This window comes from Phenylobacterium glaciei (assembly GCF_016772415.1).
Classification (GTDB): Bacteria; Pseudomonadota; Alphaproteobacteria; order Caulobacterales; family Caulobacteraceae; genus Phenylobacterium; species Phenylobacterium glaciei.
Genome location: NZ_JAGSGD010000001.1, coordinates 3,435,210 through 3,453,965, shown reverse-complemented (window position 1 = coordinate 3,453,965; position 18,756 = coordinate 3,435,210). Strand labels below are relative to the sequence as shown.

The window sequence follows — 18,756 nt, the reverse complement described above, 5'->3', positions numbered from 1 at the left end:
GTTATTCGAGCCTGTCGGCCTTGCGCAAGGCTGGAAAGAGTTTCGCCCAGACGCCGGTCACGATCAACGCGCCGACGCCACCAAACACCGCGCCGCCCACGGGACCCAGGAATCGGGCCACGACGCCGCTCTCGAATTCCCCCAGTTCGTTGGACGCGCCGATGAACAGGGAGGACACCGCCGCCACCCGGCCGCGCATGTGATCGGGGGTCACGATCTGCACGAGGGTCTGGCGCACATAGACGCTGAGCATGTCGGCGCCGCCCAGCACGGCCAGGGCGAAGACCGACAGCGGCAGGGATTTGGAGAGCCCGAAGACGATCGTCGCCGCGCCGAATACGGCGACGCCCGCGAACATCGTCAACCCTGCATGGCGCTTGATCGGCCGCCCGGCGAGGATCACGGCCACCAGGGTCGCGCCTATGGCGGGCCCGGCGCGCAGGATGCCAAAGCCGTCGGGGCCCACGTGCAGCACATCACGCGCGAACACCGGCAGCAGCGCTGTGGCTCCGCCCAGCAGCACCGCGAACATGTCGAAGGAGATGGCCCCGAACACGATCCGGTTGGTCCAGGTATAGACCAGCCCCTCCTTGATCAGGGCCCAGCGGGAGCCCGCCTGGACGATGGGCTGGGTCACGCCGGAGATCATGAAGACGCAGGCGAAGGCCACCACGTAGAGGACCGTGGTCACCGAATAGGAGAGGCCCGTCGAATGGGCCAGCAGCAGGCCGCCGATGGCCGGGCCGACGATGGACCCGCCCTGCCAGGCGAGCGAGTTTAGAGCGATGGCGCGCGGCAGCAGGCTGCGCGGCACCAGCATCGGGCCCAGCGCTGTTGAGGAGGGACCCATGAAGGCGCGGCTGGCGCCGAACAGCATGGAGAGCAGCAGCAGCAGCGGAATGGTGGCGAAGTGGTAGATCGAGGCCGCCGCCAGGGTCACCGCCGTGGCGATCTCGCCGACGTAACAGATCAGCAGCACCTTGCGCCGGTCGTGCCGGTCGGCGGTCTCTCCGGCGAAGGGCGACAGCAACAACACGGGGATGAAGGCGGCCAGGCCGATCATGCCGACATAGAAGGCCGACTGCTTCACATCCATGGTCTCGCGGGCCACGGCGTACATCTGCCAGCCCAGGGCCACGCTCTGGATCTGCACCCCGAGCGTGGCCGCCACCCGGGCGATCCAGAACAGCATGAAGTCGCGACGCTTCATCAGCTCGCGCAGGGTGGTGGGTTCGGCCGGGCCGTCGGGGAGAGTCTCAGTCATGGGCGGCGGACCTTGCGGCGCCACGGCGCAGCTCGCAACGCGTGATTGACGCGCGTGCGCCATGGCCCTATCGCGACCCTCGTTGAACGAAGTTCTGGGCCTGACGTCATGCGACGACTGCGACGAACCGGGCGCGCCCGCCGCGCCAGTTAGAACCGCCCGCCGGTCTGCGCATTGTTGCGCGACCGGTGACCGTCGCACTTCGAAGAAGATCCCATGCCCATGACCCTCTCCGCCGCCGCGCAGGCGCCGACCCTCAAACTTGAACAGGACCGGGATGGCCCGGCTGTCGAGACCCTGCTGGACCACGCCTTCGGCCCGGGCCGTTTCACTAAGGTCTCCGAACGCGTCCGCGAGATCGCCGAGTTCCGTCAGGACCTGTCGTTCTGCGCCTGGGACGGCGTCCGCCTGGTGGGCTGCGTGCGCATGACCCGGATCAGCATCGGTGGGGCGCAGGCGGTGTTCCTCGGTCCCCTGGCCGTGGAGGCCGACGTGCGCAAGTTCGGAACCGGCGGCGCTTTGGTGCAGGCCGCCTGCGCCGCCGCCCAGGTCGCCGGCTTCGCCAACGTCCTGCTCGTGGGGGACGAACCCTATTTCGGCCGCTTCGGATTCTCCGCCGCGCCGGCCAAGGCTGTGCGCCTGCCGGGACCGGTCGATCAGCGCCGGGTGCTGGTCAAGCCGCTGCGCGAGGGCGGGACCGAGGGTCTGGAAGGTCTGGTCGCCGCACCCTTGACCTAGGGTCGCGCTTGAGGCGGCCGCTCCAGCGCCCTACCTTGATCCCATGACTGATACGCCCAGCAAATCCGGCCTCGAAGGCGTGATCGCCGCCGCCAAGCAGGCGCCGGGCCGCGGCCTGCCGCCTGTCCACCTCTGGAACCCCACGCACTGCGGCGACATCGACATCGTCATCAAGAAGGATGGCCTCTGGTTCCACGAGGGCACCCCCATCGGCCGCGAAGCCCTGGTGCGGCTGTTTTCCACCGTCCTGCGCAAGGACCCCGACGGCTTCCACCTGGTGACCCCGGTGGAGAAGATGAGGATCACGGTGGAGGACGCCCCCTTCATCGCCGTGCGTGTCGACAAGGTGGGCGACACCTTGAAATTCCTCACCAATGTCGGTGACGAGGTCGAGGCCGGCCCCGAAAACGAGATCCGCGTCGAGATGGACCCGGCCACCGGTGAGCCGCGCCCCTACCTGCACGTCCGCCGCGGCCTGGAGGCCCTGATCGCCCGCCCGGTCTTCTACGAACTGGTGGAGCTGGCGCAGGAACGCGAGACGCCCGATGGTCCGCGCCTGGGGGTTTCCTCCAACGGCGCCTGGTTCCCGGTGGGACCGGCCGGAGCGCACGTTCTGTGAATCCGGCAGAGGCGTCGGCCGCCACACGCGACTGGATCACCCAGCATCTCGACCCGCTGGAGGTGCGCGAGCCCGTGGCCGGCGCAACCCGCTCGGACTTCGACCTCTCGGGCCACTACGGCGCCCAGCCCGATGAACTGACGCCCGCCTCGGTGCTGGTGGGCCTGGTGGAGCGGGAAGGGGCCTATTCGGTGATCCTCACCCGCCGCGCCGACACACTGCGCCGCCACACCGGCCAGATCGCCCTGCCAGGCGGCCGCCGCGATCCGGGGGAGACGCCCTGGGGCACGGCCCTGCGCGAGGCCCACGAGGAGGTGGGCCTGCACCCCGACTACGTCACCTTGGTCGGGCTCTCTTCGCCCTACGTCACGGGTACGGGGTTCCTGATCACCCCGGTGGTTGGGTTCATTCGCGAGGGCTTTACCCTGACGGCCAATCCCGACGAGGTGGCCGACATCTTCGAGACCCCCTTCGGCTTCCTGATGGACCCGGCCAATCACGAGGAACATGAGCGTGAGGCCCCCACCGGGGAAAAGCGTAGGTTCTACGCCATGACCCACGCCGACCGCTTCATCTGGGGGGCCACCGCCGGCGTCCTGCGGGCGCTGTACGAGCGGCTCTACGGCGCGGCCGTTGCTTGAGGTCATCGCCACCCGGGCCCTGCTCATGGCCCTGCCGTTCGGCCTCTGGTTCCTGTGGCGCGAGATCGCCCGGCGCACCGGCCGGGAGATGGGATCGACGCCCTGGGCCTGGCTGTTCGCGGCCGGGGCGGTGCTGTTGGGGGTTTCGCTGATGGCGACGGCGGTGTTCCATGGCGACAACCGCGGCGAGGTCTATGTCCCCGCCGAAGCCGCCTCGGACGGGCGCGTCACGCCCGGCCACTACGAGAAGAGAGCGCCCAAGATTCCATGACCGACAGTATCGGCCAAAAGCCCTGGATGAAGACCCCACAGGCCATCGCCGTGATGGACGCCCTGGAGGCGCGCGGCTTTTCCGGCTGCGCGCGGTTCGTCGGCGGCTGCGTGCGAAACGCCCTGCTGAACCGGCCCATCGACGATATCGACATCGCCACCACCCTGACCCCCGACCAGGTCATGGAAGCGCTGCAGGACGCCGGGATCAAGGCGGTGCCCACCGGGGTCGAGCACGGCACCATCACCGCCGTGGCCCACGGCCAGCCGTTCGAGATCACCACCCTGCGCCGGGACGTCTCCACCGACGGCCGCCGCGCCGTGGTGGCCTTTACCGAGGACTGGGCCGAGGACGCCCAGCGCCGGGACTTCACCCTGAACGCCGTCTATGCCGACCGCGACGGGACCTTGTTTGATCCCACGGGCCGCGGGGTGGAGGACGGCAGGGCGGGCCGCATCATCTTCGTCGGCGACGCCATGACCCGCATCCGCGAGGACTATCTGCGCATCCTGCGCTTCTTCCGGTTCCAGGCCTGGTACGGCCGGGGCGACCCTGACGAGAAGGCGCTGGCGGCCTGCAAGGCGCTTAAGGAATCGCTCTCGGGCCGACCGGCTGAGCGCACCGCCAAGGAGCTCACCAAGCTGCTGGCCGCCGAGGAGCCGCGTCCGGCCCTGGCGCTGATGGCCCAGAGCGGCGTGCTCACCGCCATCCTGCCCTGCGCCACGGACCTTTCGGGATTCAACCAGCTCGTCGAGATCGAGACCGAGCAGCTGTTCGAGAACGACCCCATCCTGCGCCTGGCCACCCTGATCCCGGAGGATCAGGTCGGCGCGGCCCAGATCGCCGAGCGCCTGCGGCTCTCCAACGAGGTCCGCGACCGGCTGGTGGCCGCCATGGGCAGGACGCCCCGCATCACCAGCTGGATGAGCCCGCGCGAGACCCGCCGGGGCGTCTACGCCATCGGGCTGGCGGCCTTCAACGATCGGGTGAAGCTGGCCTGGGCCAAATCAGGTCGCACCTCGGCCACCCACCAGTGGCGGGGGCTGCTGGCCCTGGCCGAAAGCTGGTCACCGCCGACCTTCCCCCTGACCGGCGACGACGTGATCCATGCCGGCGTGCCCAAGGGTCCGATGGTGGGCCAGGTGCTGCGGGAGGTGGAGGAGTGGTGGATCGACCATGACTTCATCGACGACAAATTCTCGGCCATCGAGAAGCTGAAGGCGGTCGCACAAGGCATGGCCTATTGAGGCTGGGCATCCTCGAGACCGGCCAGCCGCCCCCCGAGGTCGACCAGTTCGGCGACTATCCCGCCATGTTCCGCGCCCTGTTCGGCCCGGACGCCTACGACTACCAGACCTTCGACGTTCAGGCGGGCAAGCTGCCCGCCAGCGCTGAGGCCTGCGCGGCCTATCTCATCACGGGATCGTCGGCCGGCGTCTATGACCCGCTGGCCTGGATCGAGCCGTTGAAGGATTTCCTGCGCGCCGCCAAGGGCACGCCGATGGTGGGCATCTGCTTTGGCCACCAGATCATGGCCGAGGCCTTCGGCGGAAAGGTGATCCAGTCGCCCAAGGGCTGGGGCGTCGGACTGCACCGTTACGAGGTCCAACACCCTGAGGTCTGGATGGACGCGCCGCGCCTGACCATCGCGGCCTCGCACCAGGACCAGGTGGTCGCGCCGCCGCCGGACGCCACGGTGATCGCCGCCAGTGAGTTCACCCCCTTCGGCATGCTGGCCTATGGCGACCAGCCGGCCATCTCCCTGCAACTGCACCCGGAGTTCGAGCCCGGCTATGCTCGGGCCCTGATCGAGAACCGCCGCGGAACCCGCTTCACCGACGAGCAGGCCGACCAGGCGATCCTCTCCTTCGAGCAACCCGACGACCGCGCCCAGGTCGGCGGCTGGATTCAGCGGTTCCTGGCCCAGGCAACGCTTGGCCGTTCCTGACGTTCTGGTCAGCGGCGCCGCTCTTCGCGCCGGCCAGGAATGTTCTCCCATGCGCCACGCCCGCGCCCTGCTTCTGTCCCTCGGCGCGGCCGGCCTGGTGGCCGCCGCGACCCTGAACGCCCAGGCCCAGACCGCGCCCAGCCAGACCGCCGCCTCGGTCCTGGCCGAGATGGAGCAGCGGACCTCGCTCAAGCCCGCCGCGTCGTTCAACAGGATCGCTGACAAGAACGCCCGCTCCGTCGCCCTCTTCCAGGAGGCCGGCAAGGTGATCACCCACCCGCGCTGCGCAAACTGCCACCCGGTGGACCATCCGGCCCAGGCCAATGACCGCCACCCCCACATGCCGGTGGTCTCCCGCGGCGAGGACGGCCATGGTGAGGGCCTGCACTGCGCGTCGTGCCACACCGCCAAGAACGTCTGGGTCGGCGGGACCCACATCGTCACCATCCCTGGCAATCCGAAATGGGCGCTCGCCCCGGCCTCGATGGCATGGCAGGGCAAGTCGCTGGGCGAGATCTGCGCCCAGATCAAGGACCCGGCCCGCAACGGCGGCCGGACGCTGGCCCAGATCCACGACCACATGGCCAATGATGAGCTGGTGGCCTGGGGTTGGAACCCTGGCCTCGGCCGCACGCCCGCGCCGGGTACGCAAGCCCAGCTCGGCGAACTCATCCAGGCCTGGATCGACACCGGCGCCAAGTGCCCGGCGCCCGGCGGAACCAAGGTGCCCAGCCACGACCTCAAGGCAGAGGCCGGGTCGATGAAGCCGGCGGTTTAGGTCAGGTCCCGCACCATCCAGATCGTCCCGGGGGTCGATTGCTCGGAGAAGCGGGTGAAGCCGTAGATGTCGTAGAATCGCTGGGCCCGAGTGTTGGCCTCGCTGACGCCGAGGTGGAGGCCGCGAGCACCGGCAGAGGTCAGGGCCGCCGACAGGGTGTCGATGAGGCGTTGGCCCAGGCCCTGGCCCTGCAGATGGGGCAGCAGGTTGATGTGCAGGTGGGCGGGATGGGCCGCGACGACGGCGTCCGGCACGGCGTTGGGCTTGTGGAACATGCGCTCCAGGTGCTGGTCGGTCGTCCGTTCGGCCCAGGGCGTGGCTTGCGGATCGGCGTGGGCGGCCCGCAGCATCGGCCACCAGCGATCCTCCAGCAGGGTCTCGAAGGCCCGGGTGTCGGCGGTGCCCACGATGTAGCCGGCGACCCGGCCGCCATCCTCAACCACGAAGGCGAGATGAGGTGCGAACCGTCCATAGGGGGCGGCGTAGATCGCCCCGAGCAGGTGCTTGTCGCGATAGAGGGACGTGGCGTCCTGACCGCTGTCGCCGGTCTTCAGGCAGACCTCGTACAGGCCCTCCAGGTCCTCGGGACGAAAGGGCCGGATCTGCGCCATCAGACGACCCCGCGCGTCAGGTCCAGGCCGCGACCGGCGGCATGGACGACAGAATGGTGTCGATGTTGCCGCCCGCCCTCAGGCCGAACATGGTGCCGCGGTCGTAGAGCAGGTTGAACTCGACATAGCGGCCCCGGCGGACAAGCTGCTCCATCCGATCCTGCTCGGTCCAGGGTTCGCTCATGCGGTGGCGGACGATCTTCGGATAGACGTCCAGGAAGGCCTCGCCCACGGCGCGGGTGAAGGCGAAGTCCTTCTCGAAGTCGCCGGAATTATGCCGGTCGTAGAAGATGCCGCCGACCCCGCGGGTCTCCTTGCGGTGCGGCAGGTAGAAATACTCGTCGCACCAGGCCTTGTACGTCTCGTGCCAGTCGGGATCGAAGGGGTCGCAGGCGGCCTTCATCGCGGCGTGGAACAGCACCGCGTCATCGGCCTCCTCGCTGCGCTGCTCGTCCACCATCGGGGTCAGGTCGGCGCCGCCGCCGAACCAGCTCTCGGCGGTCGACAGGAAGCGGGTGTTCATGTGCACGGTGGGAATGCGCGGCGAGCGCGGATGCACGATCAGGCTGATGCTGGCCGAGACATAGGACGGGTCCTTGTCGGCGCCCGGCATCTCCTTGGCCATTTCCGGCGAGAAGCGGCTGGTGGCCGCCGAGGTGTGGACCCCGGCCTTCTCGAACAGCCGGCCCTTGAAGTGGCCGCCGATCCCGCCGCCGACCCCGGTCTCCCGGGTCCAGGGCCGCAGGTCGAATCGCTGCGGCTCCTCGGGGTAGAACTCCGGCGGCGCTTCCTCTTCAAGTTGCTCCAGGGCCGCGACGATGCGGATCTGCAGGTCTTCGAACCACGCCTTGGCGCGGGTGCGGCGGTCTTCGATCTCGGGCGGGAGGCTGCTCATAACGGTGGATTAGGAAATTGGCCGGTCTGGCGCAACGCCTCCGAAAGACCGATGGCTGCCGAAACCGTCACATTCAGCGACCGCATTCCACGTATCAGCGGAATATAAACCCGGGCATCGGCGCTCTCGTGGACGTCGTCGGGAACACCGGCGCTTTCGCGTCCAAACAGCAGCACGTCGTCGGGCTGGAAGACGAAGTCGTGCAGGGGCGTCGCGCCCTTGGTTGTGAACAGAACGATCCTTCCGGGCTTATTATGCGCAAAATCGGCCCATCCGGGGTGCCGCGTCACTTCGCCCGGATCGCCGTAATCCAGGGCCGCGCGGCGGATCGCGCGGTCGGAAAGTGGGAAGCCACAGGGCTCTATGACGTGCACACCGACCCCCAGACAGGCGCCGAGACGGAGAGCCGCCCCAAGGTTTTGCGGAATGTCCGGTTGAAAAAGCGCCAGCAGCATTCTAAGCGATCCAGCCTACGGGATTGGCCGGGGCCAGGCGCGAATCACGGGAGGGGGCGACCGCAATGCGCGATCGCTGTTCCTTCCGGTCATTCGTCCTGCTCCAGCAATGAATTCCGAATGGCCCTTACCAGAGTGTCTGGCAGGGTCGAAGACGGGTCTCGGCGCAAAGCCGCGGCCGCAAACGAAGGGTAGCTTTAAGGTGGCCGACACCGTCGTGGGCGCAAAACCCGATCCTCATGCCTCGGGCGAAGACCCGAACCGGCGTGATTTCATTCACATCGCCGCGGCCGTCATGGCCGTGGGCGCGGTAGGGGCGTTGGCCTGGCCGTTCATCGATCAGATGAACCCGGCCGGCGACACCCTCGCCCTCGCCTCGGTGGAATTCGACCTGACCAAGGTCGAAGCTGGCCAGCAGGTCACCATCAAGTGGCGCGGCAAGCCGCTGTTCATCCGCAACCGGACGGGCAAGGAGATCGCCGAGGCGATCAAGGACGACAAAGCCGACCTGCGCGATCCGCAGACCGACGAGGAACGTCACAAGCCCGGCAAGGCCCAGTGGCTGATCCTGGTTGGCACCTGCACCCACCTGGGCTGCGTGCCGACCTTCGGCGGCGGTGACTACGGCGGCTGGTTCTGCCCGTGCCACGGCTCGCACTACGACACCTCCGGTCGCATCCGGAAAGGTCCCGCGCCGAAGAACCTGGCGGTGCCGGACTATGCGTTCCTGACGGACACCAAGGTCAAGGTGGGCTGAGGACGATGAGCGGACATTCCAACTACGAGCCGAAGACCGGCTTCGAGCGCTGGCTCGACACCCGACTGCCGATCGTGCGCCTGGCGTACGACAGTCTGGTCGACTTCCCGACCCCGAAGAACCTCAACTACTGGTGGACGTTCGGCGGCATCCTGGCGGTCTGCCTGGGTATCCAGATCGTGACCGGCATCGTGCTGGCCATGCACTACGTCCCGCACGTGGACTACGCCTTCAACTCCGTCGAACGCATCATGCGCGACGTGAACTACGGCTGGCTGGTGCGCTACATGCACTCCAACGGGGCCTCGATGTTCTTCGTCGCGGTCTACATCCACATGTTCCGCGGCCTCTACTACGGGTCCTACAAGGCTCCCCGTGAAGTGCTGTGGATCCTGGGCTGCGTGATCTACCTGCTGATGATGGCCACGGCCTTCATGGGCTACGTCCTGCCCTGGGGCCAGATGAGCTTCCACGGCGCGGTGGTGATCACCAACCTGTTCGGCGCCCTGCCAGTGGTCGGCCCCTCCATCACCACCTGGCTGTGGGGCGGCTTCGCGGTCGATGACCCGACGCTGAACCGCTTCTTCTCGTTGCACTACCTGCTGCCGTTCATGATCGCCGGCGTGGTGATCCTGCACATCTGGGCGCTGCACGTGCCCGGCAACAACAATCCGACCGGCGTGAACGTGAAATCGAAAGAGGACACCGTCCCCTTCCACCCGTACTACACGGTGAAGGACGGCTTCGCGATTTCGGTCTTCCTGTTGATGTTCGCCACCTTCGTGTTCTTCCTTCCGAACGCGCTGGGCGACGCGGTGAACTATGTTCCCGCCAACCCGCTGGTGACCCCGGCCCACATTGTTCCCGAATGGTACTTCCTGCCGTTCTACGCGATCCTGCGGGCGGTTCCGGACAAGCTGACCGGCGTGCTGATGATGTTTGGCGCCATCGCCATGCTGTTCATCCTGCCCTGGCTCGACACCTCCAAGGTGCGCTCCATGCGCTACCGGCCGACCGCGAAGCTCTACTTCGGCATCTTCGTCCTGGCCTGCCTGATCCTGGGCTATTGCGGCGGCCGTCTGCCCGACGACCACGTGATCCCGGGCCTGTCGACCTTCCAGCTGCTGGACGCCGACCTGAATTCGATGGTGTGGCTGTCCCGCATCGCGGCGGCCTACTACTTCTCGTACTTCCTGATCGTGCTGCCGATCCTGGGCCTCACCGAGACCCCGCTGCCCCAGCCGGAATCGATCTCCGCGCCGGTGCTGTCGCATCCCGCCAACGCGCCTGCCGGCGCCGCGGCTTCGCCTGAAAAGAGGGGTTGAGCCTCAGATGCTGCGCAAAGGTTTCATTCTCGCGGCGCTTGGGCTCGCTTTCGTTGCTGGTCCGTCGTTCGCGGCGACCACCCACGAAGAACCCAAGGATGTGCACTGGAGCTTCGAGGGCCCGTTCGGCAAGTTCGACCAGGCTCAGGTTCAACGGGGCTACAAGGTCTATCGGGAGGTCTGCGCGGCCTGCCACTCGATGAACCTGCTGAGCTTCCGTAACCTCGGTCAGAAGAACGGTCCGTTCTTCGACGAGAAGTACAAGAACCCGAACGACAACGCCTACGTGAAGTCGATCTCCAAGGACTACCAGGTCAACGATATCGACTCCGAGACCGGTGACGTCGTCCAGCGTCCCGGCACCCCGGCTGACAAGTTCCCCAACCCGTTCCCGAACGAGGCCGCGGCGCGCGCCTCGAACGGCGGCGCCTATCCGCCGGACCTCTCGGTGATCACCAAGGCCCGGGAAGAGGGACCCCAGTACGTCTACTCGATCCTGACGGGCTATGTGGCGACCCCCGCCGGCATGGAAGTGCCCCCAGGCAAGCACTACAATCCCTTCATGCCGGGTGACATGAGCGCCTTCTACAAGGGCAAGGGCCCGGTTCCGGAGGGCGGCTTCATCGCCATGCCGCCGCCTCTGGAAGCCGGCAAGGTGACCTTCGACGACGGCACCAAGTCGACCCTGGACCAGCAAGCCAAGGACGTCGTGGCCTTCCTGGCCTGGGCCTCTGAGCCCAAGCAGACCGAGCGCAAGCAGTTCGGCCTGGCCGCCATGATCTACCTGCTGATCTTCTCCGGCCTGCTGTTCGTCAGCTACCGGCGAATCTGGAAGAACGTCGGGCACTAAGCCCAGCCATCTTCCGCAAGACGATCAAGGCCCCGGTGCGAACCGGGGTCTTTTTCGATTCTGACGTCCAGCTTGTGAAGAATCGCTAAGTTGCCCGTGAGGTCCTGCTCGCCGATAGGGGCGCGGGGTTTCATTCGGGAAGGGGCGACCATGGCTGCCATGACGGGACGCGGACGCGTCGTCGCATATCTGGCCTTGTACGCCGCGCTCTGGGGCGCCGCCTTCGCCTACCTGTTCTACAAGCAGGCCGACTGGACCTTCCCGCTGGTGTCGCTGGGGGTGTTCGGCATCGCGCTGTCAGGGGTCGCCTGGGCCCTGACACGCAAGTCCGACCCGCCGGCGGTGCGGGTCCGCCGTCCGGTGGCGGAGCTCACCGCGGTGCTGATCTTCATGGTGATCTACGCCGTGGGCTTCCTAGGCTTCGGCATGCAGGCCCTGAAGGCCTCCATGCCCGACGGCCAGACCCGCGATCTGCTGATCCTGGCCGTCAAGTTGGCGGTCCACGTCGTGGCGCCGGCCCTGTTGTTGCTGGCGTTCGGAGGCCGGGTCGCGCCGCTGTTCTCCACCGGCCTCGACCGGAAGGGCTTCTGGTCCACCCTGATCGTCATGGGCGCCATCTTCCTGGCCCTGCTCAGCGTGGTCAGCCCCAGCCTCAAGCAGATCGGCGACCTGCACGCCCCGATCCAGGTCCTGGCCTGGGCCGCGCCCGCCGCCTTCGTCTGGATCGCGCTGGAAGCGGGCCTGGCCGAAGAGTTCCTGTTCCGCGCCGTGCTGCAGACCAGGCTCGCCGCCGTACTGCGCAGCGAGACCGGCGCCGTCGTCCTGGGCGCCCTGGTCTTCGCGCTCGCCCATGTGCCGGGACTCTATCTGCGCGGCGCGCCGGGTGACGACGGCTATTCCACCGACCTCTTCCAGGTGATCGCCTTCACCATCGCCTCGCTCTCGCCCCTGGCCCTGATGCTCGGCGTGGTCTGGGCGCGGACCCGCAGCCTGCTGCTGGTGGTCCTGTTGCACGCCACCATCGACATCCTGCCCTTCCTGCCGGAGTTCCTCACCCACTGGGCGGGGATCACCCCGGCGGTCCACTAGGGCCTGCGAAGGATCAGCCGTCCACGCGGGAAGTCGAACCGCAGCCGCCAGCGCGACAGCACCGGGGGACCCACAGCGCCCACTGCACCCTCGACATGGGGCTGGAGGCCGCCCAGCAGGTTCTCGAACAGCGCGCCCGCCAAGGAGAGCGCCCGCAGCCGGGCCCTGCGTGCACCGTAGGGCGCCACATCCTCCACCTTGGCCCCTGGGGCGCCCGCCAGGGCCTCATCGAGCCGCGTAGCGCTGTCCAGGCCCGTCGCCACCACAAAGCCGCCCACGGCCGTCCTGGGGCCGTCGGCGACGGCGGCCGTGACCACCGGCAGGCCGCCAACCAGGCGCATCGGCAGGACGCTGAGCGGACGCACCCTCGGCGCCTTGCCCGCCCGCCAGATCTCCACCCGGCAGGGCGCGAAGCTGACATCCACCACATAGGCCGACAGTACATCGGCGCCGATCACCCCGGCGATGGGGGTCGGAAAGCTGTATGTCCGCGCGTCCAGGTCGACCACCGACACCGCCCGGTCGAGCAGGCGGACACCGTCCACCCGCACCTCGCCGCGGAAGGCGGGCGGCAGGCCCTCCATCTGGGCGCGGGTCTCGTGGAGCTGGGTGGTGGCGCTGCCGGTGTCGAGGATATAGTCGCCGGCGATCCCCGCGACGCTCGCCGGGACGACGACCACGCCCTGTTCGAACCAGCAGGCCGCCGCATTCGCGGGCGCCGGGGCGAGCCAGAGGGCGGCGAGGGCCAGGACGAGCTTCAACGGCGATTCCCAAGGGGGAGGGGCGTTGCCGAGCATAGCCAAGGCGGGCGGCCTCGGCGATAAAAGCCGATGCGCTGCATCCCTCCCCAAGCCGACGGGCGTTGACGTGGCGTTCACCAAGGCGTGGCGCGACTTCCGGCGCATGCAGGACGTGGCCGTGGCGGCCTCGTGCCTGATCTATTCGGGCTCGGTGGTCCACGCCTTCAGCGTGCTGCCCGGCGGGCCAGGGACCATCGCCAAGCACGCCCTGCTGTGGCCGGCCTGCGCCCTGCTGGCCAGTTTCGCCCTGCCGCTGCTGATCCTGCCCGTGCGCCGCATGCTGGCCCGCTATGTCTGGATGAGCTTCCTGTCCGGCTTTGGCCAGACGGCGGTCTCGGTGCTGACCGGCGTGGGTCTGCTGATCGGCGCGGCCAGTTTCATCTACTGGCAGGTGGCCGCCGTCGCCCAGGGCGGCCGCTATCCGACCGCCGTGTTCGGAGGCTACGCCGCCGGCATCGGCATCCTGGCCGCCCAGTCGCTGCTGGTCCGCTGGCTGGAAAAGGACCCCGAGGCGCGCAAACGCATCGAGGAATAGGCCCTACATCTCGCCCCGGCCGCCGCCGTTGTTCATGAACACCTGCAGGGTCCGCAACCGGGCCAGCCGCGCGGCGTCGGGATTGTAATCTGCGCGGCGGTCTGAGACGAAGCCGTGGCCGGCGTCATAGACGTGGACGGGCACGTCCGGGTGCTTTTCGCGGATCTCCTCGACCTTCTCCATCGGGATGGAGGCGTCGTTACGGCCGAAGTGCAGAATGGTGGGGACCTTGGGCGTCTCGTCCACCAGTTCGCTGATGCGACGGCCATAGAAGGCCGAGGCCGCCGAGACCCCGGTGCAGCGGCAGGCCGCCAGCCAGGCCGCCGCTCCGCCCCAGCAGAATCCGGTGACGAAGACGGCGGGCGCGAGCGCGTCGATGGCCGCCTGCAGGTCGCCGGCCACCTGATCCCACGGGGTGGCGGTGGAGTATTGCACCCCCTTGGCGATGGCGGCCTGGCTGTAGTCAGCCTCGAAGCCCGGCTCCAGGCGGTCGTAGAAGCTGGGGGCGATCACCTCGTAGCCGTCCTCGGCGAAGCCGTCGGCCAGCTCGCGGATGTGGTCGGTGACCCCGAAGATCTCCTGGACCAGCACGATCCCGCCGCGGCGCGCATCGGCGACGGGGGCGTGATAGGCGGCCAGCTCGAAGCCGTCGAACTTGCTGGTCAGGCGGATGGTCTCGCCCACGGCGCCTAGGCTCCGGCGAACAGGTCGAGGGTGCGCTGGCGGGCCAGGTCGGCGCTCGCCTGGTTCAGCCGCTCCGGGTCCTCGTTGTTGAAGCCGTGGCCGGCGTCCTCGTAGATATAGACCGCCACGCCGGGGTTGTGGGCCTGGACGGCGGCCTTGACCTCGTCGGCGGGGATGCCCGCGTCCTTGCGGCCCAGATGGAGGATCACCGGGCACTTCGGTGTCTTGTCGGCGTTGGCCTGGACCAGGCTGCCATAATAGCTCGAGCCTGCCGCGAAGCCGTCCAGCTGGCAGGCGGCCAGCCAGGTCAGCGACCCGCCGTAGCAATAGCCCACCACGAACACCTTGCCGGCGTCCGCCAGGGCCGCGCGGCAGGCGTCGACGTCGGAGAGCGCCTGGTCCAGCGGGGTGGCGCGGGCATGGGTGACCCCGGCGGTCAGGCCGGCCGGATCGTGGCCGGCGGTGAAGCCCGGCTCCCGACGGTCATAGAGCGAGGGCGCGATGGCCTCGTAGCCAAGCGACGCCCAGCGATCCACGTCGCGGACGATGTGCTCGTCGATCCCGAAGATCTCCTGGATGACCACCACGCCGCCCTTGCGCTCGCCCGTGGGCGCCGCGCGATAGACCGCGAACTCGAAGCCGTCGGCCCCGCTCTTCAGCTTGGAAAACTCACCCATGACGTCTCTCCCGATTTTGCCGACATAGCTAAGGGAGGCGAGGGCTGAGGGCTAGACGTTGAAGCGGAAGTTGAGCACGTCGCCGTCGCGGACGACGTACTCCTTGCCTTCCTGGCGGAACTTCCCGGCCTCGCGGGCCCCGGCCTCGCCCTTGAGGCCGACATAGTCCTCATAGGCGATGGTTTCGGCGCGGATGAAGCCCTTCTCGAAGTCGGTGTGGATCACGCCGGCCGCCTGCGGGGCGGTGTCGCCCTTGTGGATGGTCCAGGCGCGCGCCTCCTTGGGGCCGACCGTGAAATAGGTCTGCAGGCCCAGCAGGTGGTAGGCCTCGCGGATCAGCTTGTTGAGGCCGGGCTCGGTGAGGCCCAGGGTCTCCAGGAACTCGGCGCGTTCACCTGAGTCCAGCATGGCGATCTCGCTCTCGATCTGGGCCGAGATCGCGACATGGTCGGCGCCGTCGCGGGCGGCGCGCTCGGCCACCAGCCGCGACATGTCGTTGCCGTCGGCGGCCGAGCCTTCATCGACGTTGGAGACGTAGAGGGCGGGCTTGGAGGTCAGCAGCTGCAGCATGCGCCAGGCCTTGTCGTCCTCGGCGGGCACCGCGGCCTTGCGGGCCGGGCGGCCGGCGTTCAGTTCGGTCAGGGCCAGCTGCACCAGGCGCAGGGTGGTGGCGCTTTCCTTGTCGCCGGCCTTGGCCCGCTTCTCCAGGTTGTTGACCCGCTTCTCCAGGCTCTCCAGGTCGGCCAGCATCAGCTCGGTCTCAATGGTCTCCAGGTCCGACAACGGATCGACCTTGCCCTCGACGTGGGTGATGTCGTCGTCGATGAAGCAGCGGGCGACGAAGGCCACGGCGTCGCAATCGCGGATATTGGCCAGGAACTGGTTGCCCAGCCCCTCGCCCTTGGACGCGCCGCGCACCAGGCCGGCGATGTCCACGAAGTTGATCCGCGCCGGGATGATCTCCTTGGACGGGATGATGGCGGCGAGCGCATCAAGCCGCGGCTCGGGCACCGCCACGTCGCCGGTGTTGGGCTCGATGGTGCAGAAGGGATAGTTGGCCGCCTGGGCCGACGCGGTCTGGGTCAGCGCGTTGAACAGGGTCGATTTGCCGACGTTGGGCAGGCCGACGATCGCGACTTTCAGGGCCATGGGGAGTCCGATTTCCTAAACGAGGGCGCGGACTAGCACGTCTGCCCGCGCCGCCCAACTGTGGTGGCTAGGTGTCGCCGCGGTTGCGGGCCTGGCGGGTGTCGCCCTTGTCGGCCGGCGCCAGGCGCAGCACCTCGGTCTGGTACTTGTCGTCCTCGCCGGCGGCCAGCAGGGGCGCGGCCTGGGCGACGGCCTTCAGAAGGTCGATGACCCAGCCGTGCTCAACCTTGTGGAAGTCCGACAGCACGTGACCCTGGACCCGCTCGGGATGTCCGGGATGTCCGACGCCCAGCCGGGCGCGGCGGAAGTCGGGGCCGATATGGGCGGTGACCGAGCGGACCCCGTTATTGCCCGCCGCCCCGCCGCCGGTCTTCATCCGGAAGCGGCCGGGGGCCAGGTCGATCTCGTCATAGAACAGCACCACGTCGGCGGGCGTGGCCTTGTAGAACTTCATGGCCGCGCCGACGGAGCGGCCGCTCTCGTTGTAAAAGGTCTGGGGCTTGAGGATCAGCGTCTTCACCGGCCCGGCCGGGGTGTCGATCTCGCCCTCCCGGGCCAGCCCGGAAAACTTCGAGCGCTCGGGACCGAAGCGCCATTGCTGGGCGATCTCGTCCACGGCGATGAAGCCGATGTTGTGGCGGTTCTTGGCGTACTGGGCGCCGGGATTGCCTTGGCCCGCGAGGATCAGCATGGCGCCAGGCGGCTCGGCCCCCCGAAGGGGGCCGGCCAGTCCTTAAACCGTGGTGGTCGCAGCCGCTGCTGCGGCGTCGTCGGTGGCGGCGTCAGCCGAGGCCGAGGCCGACGAGCCGGCCAGGGTGGCGACCACATAGTCGCGGTCGGTGGCGGGCTTGACGCCTTCCGGCAGGGTGAAGGCCGACATGCGGATGGTGTCGCCGATTTCCAGACCGGTGAGGTCGAAGACCAGCTCTTCCGGGATGTGGTCGGCGGGGCAGGCCAGCTCGACGGTGTGACGCACGATGTTGAGCGTGCCGCCCTTCTTGAGGCCGGGGGACTCTTCCTGATTCTTGAAGTGCACCGGCACTTCGATCTTGATCAGCTGGTGCTCATCGACCCGGTACAGGTCGAAGTGGACCGGCTCGTCGGTGACCGGGTGCATGTCGATCGCCTTGGCGACGACCGGCTGGGTCTCGTCGCCGTACTTCAGGGTCACCAGGTGGCCCAGCAGCTTGCCCGTATAGAGCGCCTTGCGGAATTCATTGGCCTTCACGGAGATGGCGACCGGATCCTTGGCGCCGCCGTACAGCACGCCGGGGACCAGGCCCGCACGACGGGTTTCGCGCGCGCCGCCGGTGCCCGTGCGATCGCGAACTTCAACGTTCAGAATGATATCGGCCATGGCCTTGCCTCAAAACGAAACCGCCGCGCGAAGTGCCGCGCGGCGACGGACGACCCTCCTGGGGTCGAAAGGTGGGCGTAAATACACAAAAGCCCCGCCCGTGGCAACGGGCGGGCGCAGATGTTTTAGCGCTTCTTGGTGGCGGCCTTGGCCGGGGTCTTGGCCGGGGTCACCTGGTAGGGGGCCGAACCGTCGGCCACCTTGATCTTCGGAATGAACTTCGCCTCGTAGGGCTCGGTGTTCCCCGAGGCCTTAATCACGCAGCGGCCGGTGTCCATCATGATGTGCTGGCCCAGGCAGAAGACGTCCTCGTAGTGCGGCTTGGAGACGGCCAAGCACTGATAGAGGTTGAGCTTGGCCATGTTCATGCAGAAGGCCACGTTGGGCTCGGCCATCACCGCCATCAGGGTGTCGACATTGGCGTCGCCGCCTTCGCCGAGCGCGGCGAGCGCCGCCACGGCCATGCCGCGGATCACGATGGGGCTGTAGGGCGGGGCGGCCGGCTCGGCGGTGACCCCCAGCGGAGCGGCGCCCAGGGCGGCCTGCTGCAGGCGCGCGGTCTCGGCCAGGTCGCCCACCACCGGGGTGGCGGAGAGATTCTTGGCCTGGGACAGGCGCAGGTCGCGATTGACCACGTCCGACTTCGACCACTTCTGCTTCTGGATGTCGTAGGCCGACTGCTTGACCGCCTTGCCGGCGTCGTAGAGCTGCTGGCCCTCGGCGCCGAGGGCGTTCTTCACCAGCCCCGCGGCGCTGGCCGAGCCTGCGATGCCCACGACATAGGCAGGGTCCTTGAGGATCGCGGCGACCACTTCGCGGCGCTGGTCGACATTGACGGCATAGGTGCGGACGCCGGCCACAAAGGCCGGATCCTGCAGGGCGACGATGGCGGCATAGGCCGTGGCGCCGCGCTGAAGCTGCTTGGGCTCATAGGAGGCGCCCACGGTGACAGCCTTGGCGATCTGGTCGCCGTCGGCGAAGTCGGGCGTGATCGCGCTGACGTGGGCCATGTAATAATGATAGGCGGCCGCCTGCTCGATCAGCTTGGGCGACAGGCTCACGGCCGGCGGCGGCGGCGGGGGCGCCGGCGGCGGCACGGGCGGCGTACAGGCCGACAGCAGGGCCGCGAAGGCGATGGCGGCAAGCGTGCCGGTCACGCGAATGGCAGAGGTCATCCTGAAGCTTCCCCAGAAGATAAGCGCGCTAGACTATAACAGATGCGCGGGCAGGAATGTGACCGCACGTCCTTAACCCTTATTGACCAAGCTTGGCCGTTTCAGGGGTGGGTCAGCAAGTCCCGTGCCGAAACGGCT

23 protein-coding genes are annotated in these 18,756 nt (G+C 68.1%); 12 read left to right on the top strand and 11 right to left on the bottom strand.

What is annotated here, in order from left to right:
- Position 1: 1 nt before the first annotated feature.
- Complete coding sequence (locus JKL49_RS17040) at positions 2-1,264, bottom strand: MFS transporter (protein ID WP_215341995.1); 1,263 nt, start codon at positions 1,262-1,264, stop codon at positions 2-4.
- A gap of 216 nt (positions 1,265-1,480) precedes the next feature.
- Between JKL49_RS17040 and JKL49_RS17035 the strand changes: the two genes are divergently transcribed.
- Genes JKL49_RS17035 through JKL49_RS17005 form a run of 7 tightly spaced genes read left to right on the top strand, consistent with a single transcriptional unit; the run spans position 1,481 to position 6,259 of the window.
- Complete coding sequence (locus JKL49_RS17035) at positions 1,481-2,002, top strand: GNAT family N-acetyltransferase (RefSeq protein ID WP_249778106.1); 522 nt, start codon at positions 1,481-1,483, stop codon at positions 2,000-2,002.
- A 43-nt stretch (positions 2,003-2,045) separates the two neighbouring features.
- Positions 2,046-2,621: a DUF1285 domain-containing protein gene (locus JKL49_RS17030; protein WP_215341993.1), complete on the top strand. Its 576-nt coding sequence runs from the start codon at positions 2,046-2,048 to the stop codon at positions 2,619-2,621.
- Positions 2,618-3,262 (top strand): NUDIX hydrolase, encoded by a 645-nt coding sequence (locus JKL49_RS17025; RefSeq protein ID WP_215341991.1) that lies wholly within the window; start codon positions 2,618-2,620, stop codon positions 3,260-3,262. Before JKL49_RS17030 ends, JKL49_RS17025 begins: the two co-directional genes overlap by 4 nt.
- On the top strand, positions 3,255-3,533 hold the full coding sequence (locus JKL49_RS17020; protein WP_215341988.1) for a hypothetical protein: 279 nt from the start codon (positions 3,255-3,257) through the stop codon (positions 3,531-3,533). Before JKL49_RS17025 ends, JKL49_RS17020 begins: the two co-directional genes overlap by 8 nt.
- Positions 3,530-4,780 (top strand): CCA tRNA nucleotidyltransferase, encoded by a 1,251-nt coding sequence (locus tag JKL49_RS17015; RefSeq protein ID WP_215341986.1) that lies wholly within the window; start codon positions 3,530-3,532, stop codon positions 4,778-4,780. Before JKL49_RS17020 ends, JKL49_RS17015 begins: the two co-directional genes overlap by 4 nt.
- Entirely contained in the window at positions 4,777-5,481 is a 705-nt protein-coding gene (locus tag JKL49_RS17010; protein ID WP_215341984.1) for a glutamine amidotransferase-related protein, read from the top strand. The genes JKL49_RS17015 and JKL49_RS17010 overlap by 4 nt, the downstream gene beginning before the upstream one ends.
- A 49-nt stretch (positions 5,482-5,530) precedes the next feature.
- Positions 5,531-6,259 (top strand): Isoquinoline 1-oxidoreductase subunit, encoded by a 729-nt coding sequence (locus tag JKL49_RS17005; RefSeq protein WP_215341982.1) that lies wholly within the window; start codon positions 5,531-5,533, stop codon positions 6,257-6,259.
- Here JKL49_RS17005 and JKL49_RS17000 read toward each other — a convergent pair.
- The 3 genes from JKL49_RS17000 to JKL49_RS16990 are packed head-to-tail and all read right to left on the bottom strand — an operon-like array spanning position 6,256 to position 8,220.
- Positions 6,256-6,870: a GNAT family N-acetyltransferase gene (locus JKL49_RS17000; protein WP_215341980.1), complete on the bottom strand. Its 615-nt coding sequence runs from the start codon at positions 6,868-6,870 to the stop codon at positions 6,256-6,258. The genes JKL49_RS17005 and JKL49_RS17000 overlap by 4 nt on opposite strands.
- Before the next feature lie 16 nt (positions 6,871-6,886).
- Positions 6,887-7,765 carry an oxygen-dependent coproporphyrinogen oxidase gene (gene hemF / locus JKL49_RS16995; protein ID WP_215341978.1) on the bottom strand — a complete coding sequence of 293 codons (879 nt, stop codon included), beginning with the start codon at positions 7,763-7,765 and terminating at the stop codon, positions 6,887-6,889.
- Positions 7,762-8,220 carry a tRNA (cytidine(34)-2'-O)-methyltransferase gene (locus JKL49_RS16990; RefSeq protein ID WP_215341976.1) on the bottom strand — a complete coding sequence of 153 codons (459 nt, stop codon included), beginning with the start codon at positions 8,218-8,220 and terminating at the stop codon, positions 7,762-7,764. Before JKL49_RS16990 ends, hemF begins: the two co-directional genes overlap by 4 nt.
- A 202-nt stretch (positions 8,221-8,422) precedes the next feature.
- On the opposite strand from JKL49_RS16990, the gene petA reads away from it, so the two are divergent.
- From petA to JKL49_RS16970, 4 genes are all read left to right on the top strand, one after another.
- The gene (gene petA, locus JKL49_RS16985) at positions 8,423-8,977 is read left to right on the top strand and encodes a ubiquinol-cytochrome c reductase iron-sulfur subunit (RefSeq protein ID WP_347340400.1); all 555 of its coding nucleotides are present in this window, start codon (positions 8,423-8,425) and stop codon (positions 8,975-8,977) included.
- Between the two features lie 5 nt (positions 8,978-8,982).
- A complete protein-coding gene (locus tag JKL49_RS16980) occupies positions 8,983-10,302 on the top strand; it encodes a cytochrome b (RefSeq protein ID WP_215341970.1) in 1,320 nt (439 codons plus the stop codon).
- A 7-nt stretch (positions 10,303-10,309) separates the two neighbouring features.
- Entirely contained in the window at positions 10,310-11,152 is an 843-nt protein-coding gene (locus tag JKL49_RS16975; protein ID WP_215341969.1) for a cytochrome c1, read from the top strand.
- Between the two features lie 150 nt (positions 11,153-11,302).
- The gene (locus JKL49_RS16970) at positions 11,303-12,241 is read left to right on the top strand and encodes a CPBP family intramembrane glutamic endopeptidase (protein WP_215341967.1); all 939 of its coding nucleotides are present in this window, start codon (positions 11,303-11,305) and stop codon (positions 12,239-12,241) included.
- Here the strand turns inward: JKL49_RS16970 and JKL49_RS16965 are convergent.
- Positions 12,238-13,002 (bottom strand): pepsin/retropepsin-like aspartic protease family protein, encoded by a 765-nt coding sequence (locus JKL49_RS16965; RefSeq protein ID WP_215341965.1) that lies wholly within the window; start codon positions 13,000-13,002, stop codon positions 12,238-12,240. The two genes, JKL49_RS16970 and JKL49_RS16965, sit on opposite strands and share 4 nt — an antisense overlap.
- A gap of 106 nt (positions 13,003-13,108) precedes the next feature.
- Here JKL49_RS16965 and JKL49_RS16960 point away from each other — a divergent pair, with 106 nt between their 5' ends.
- Positions 13,109-13,576: a hypothetical protein gene (locus JKL49_RS16960; protein WP_215341963.1), complete on the top strand. Its 468-nt coding sequence runs from the start codon at positions 13,109-13,111 to the stop codon at positions 13,574-13,576.
- Between the two features lie 3 nt (positions 13,577-13,579).
- On the opposite strand, the gene JKL49_RS16955 is transcribed toward JKL49_RS16960, so the two are convergent.
- From JKL49_RS16955 to JKL49_RS16930, 6 genes are all read right to left on the bottom strand, one after another.
- A complete protein-coding gene (locus JKL49_RS16955) occupies positions 13,580-14,260 on the bottom strand; it encodes a dienelactone hydrolase family protein (protein WP_215341961.1) in 681 nt (226 codons plus the stop codon).
- Positions 14,261-14,265: 5 nt separating this feature from the next.
- Positions 14,266-14,937, bottom strand: a complete 672-nt coding sequence (locus tag JKL49_RS16950; RefSeq protein WP_215341959.1) for a dienelactone hydrolase family protein — start codon at positions 14,935-14,937, stop codon at positions 14,266-14,268.
- A 51-nt stretch (positions 14,938-14,988) separates the two neighbouring features.
- A complete protein-coding gene (gene ychF / locus JKL49_RS16945; protein ID WP_215341957.1) occupies positions 14,989-16,086 on the bottom strand; it encodes a redox-regulated ATPase YchF in 1,098 nt (365 codons plus the stop codon).
- Between the two features lie 67 nt (positions 16,087-16,153).
- Entirely contained in the window at positions 16,154-16,777 is a 624-nt protein-coding gene (gene pth, locus JKL49_RS16940) for an aminoacyl-tRNA hydrolase (RefSeq protein WP_215341954.1), read from the bottom strand.
- Positions 16,778-16,819: 42 nt separating this feature from the next.
- Positions 16,820-17,443, bottom strand: coding sequence for a 50S ribosomal protein L25/general stress protein Ctc (locus JKL49_RS16935; protein WP_215341952.1), 624 nt, complete (start codon positions 17,441-17,443; stop codon positions 16,820-16,822).
- Between the two features lie 125 nt (positions 17,444-17,568).
- A complete protein-coding gene (locus JKL49_RS16930; protein ID WP_215341950.1) occupies positions 17,569-18,618 on the bottom strand; it encodes a hypothetical protein in 1,050 nt (349 codons plus the stop codon).
- Positions 18,619-18,756 lie beyond the last annotated feature (138 nt).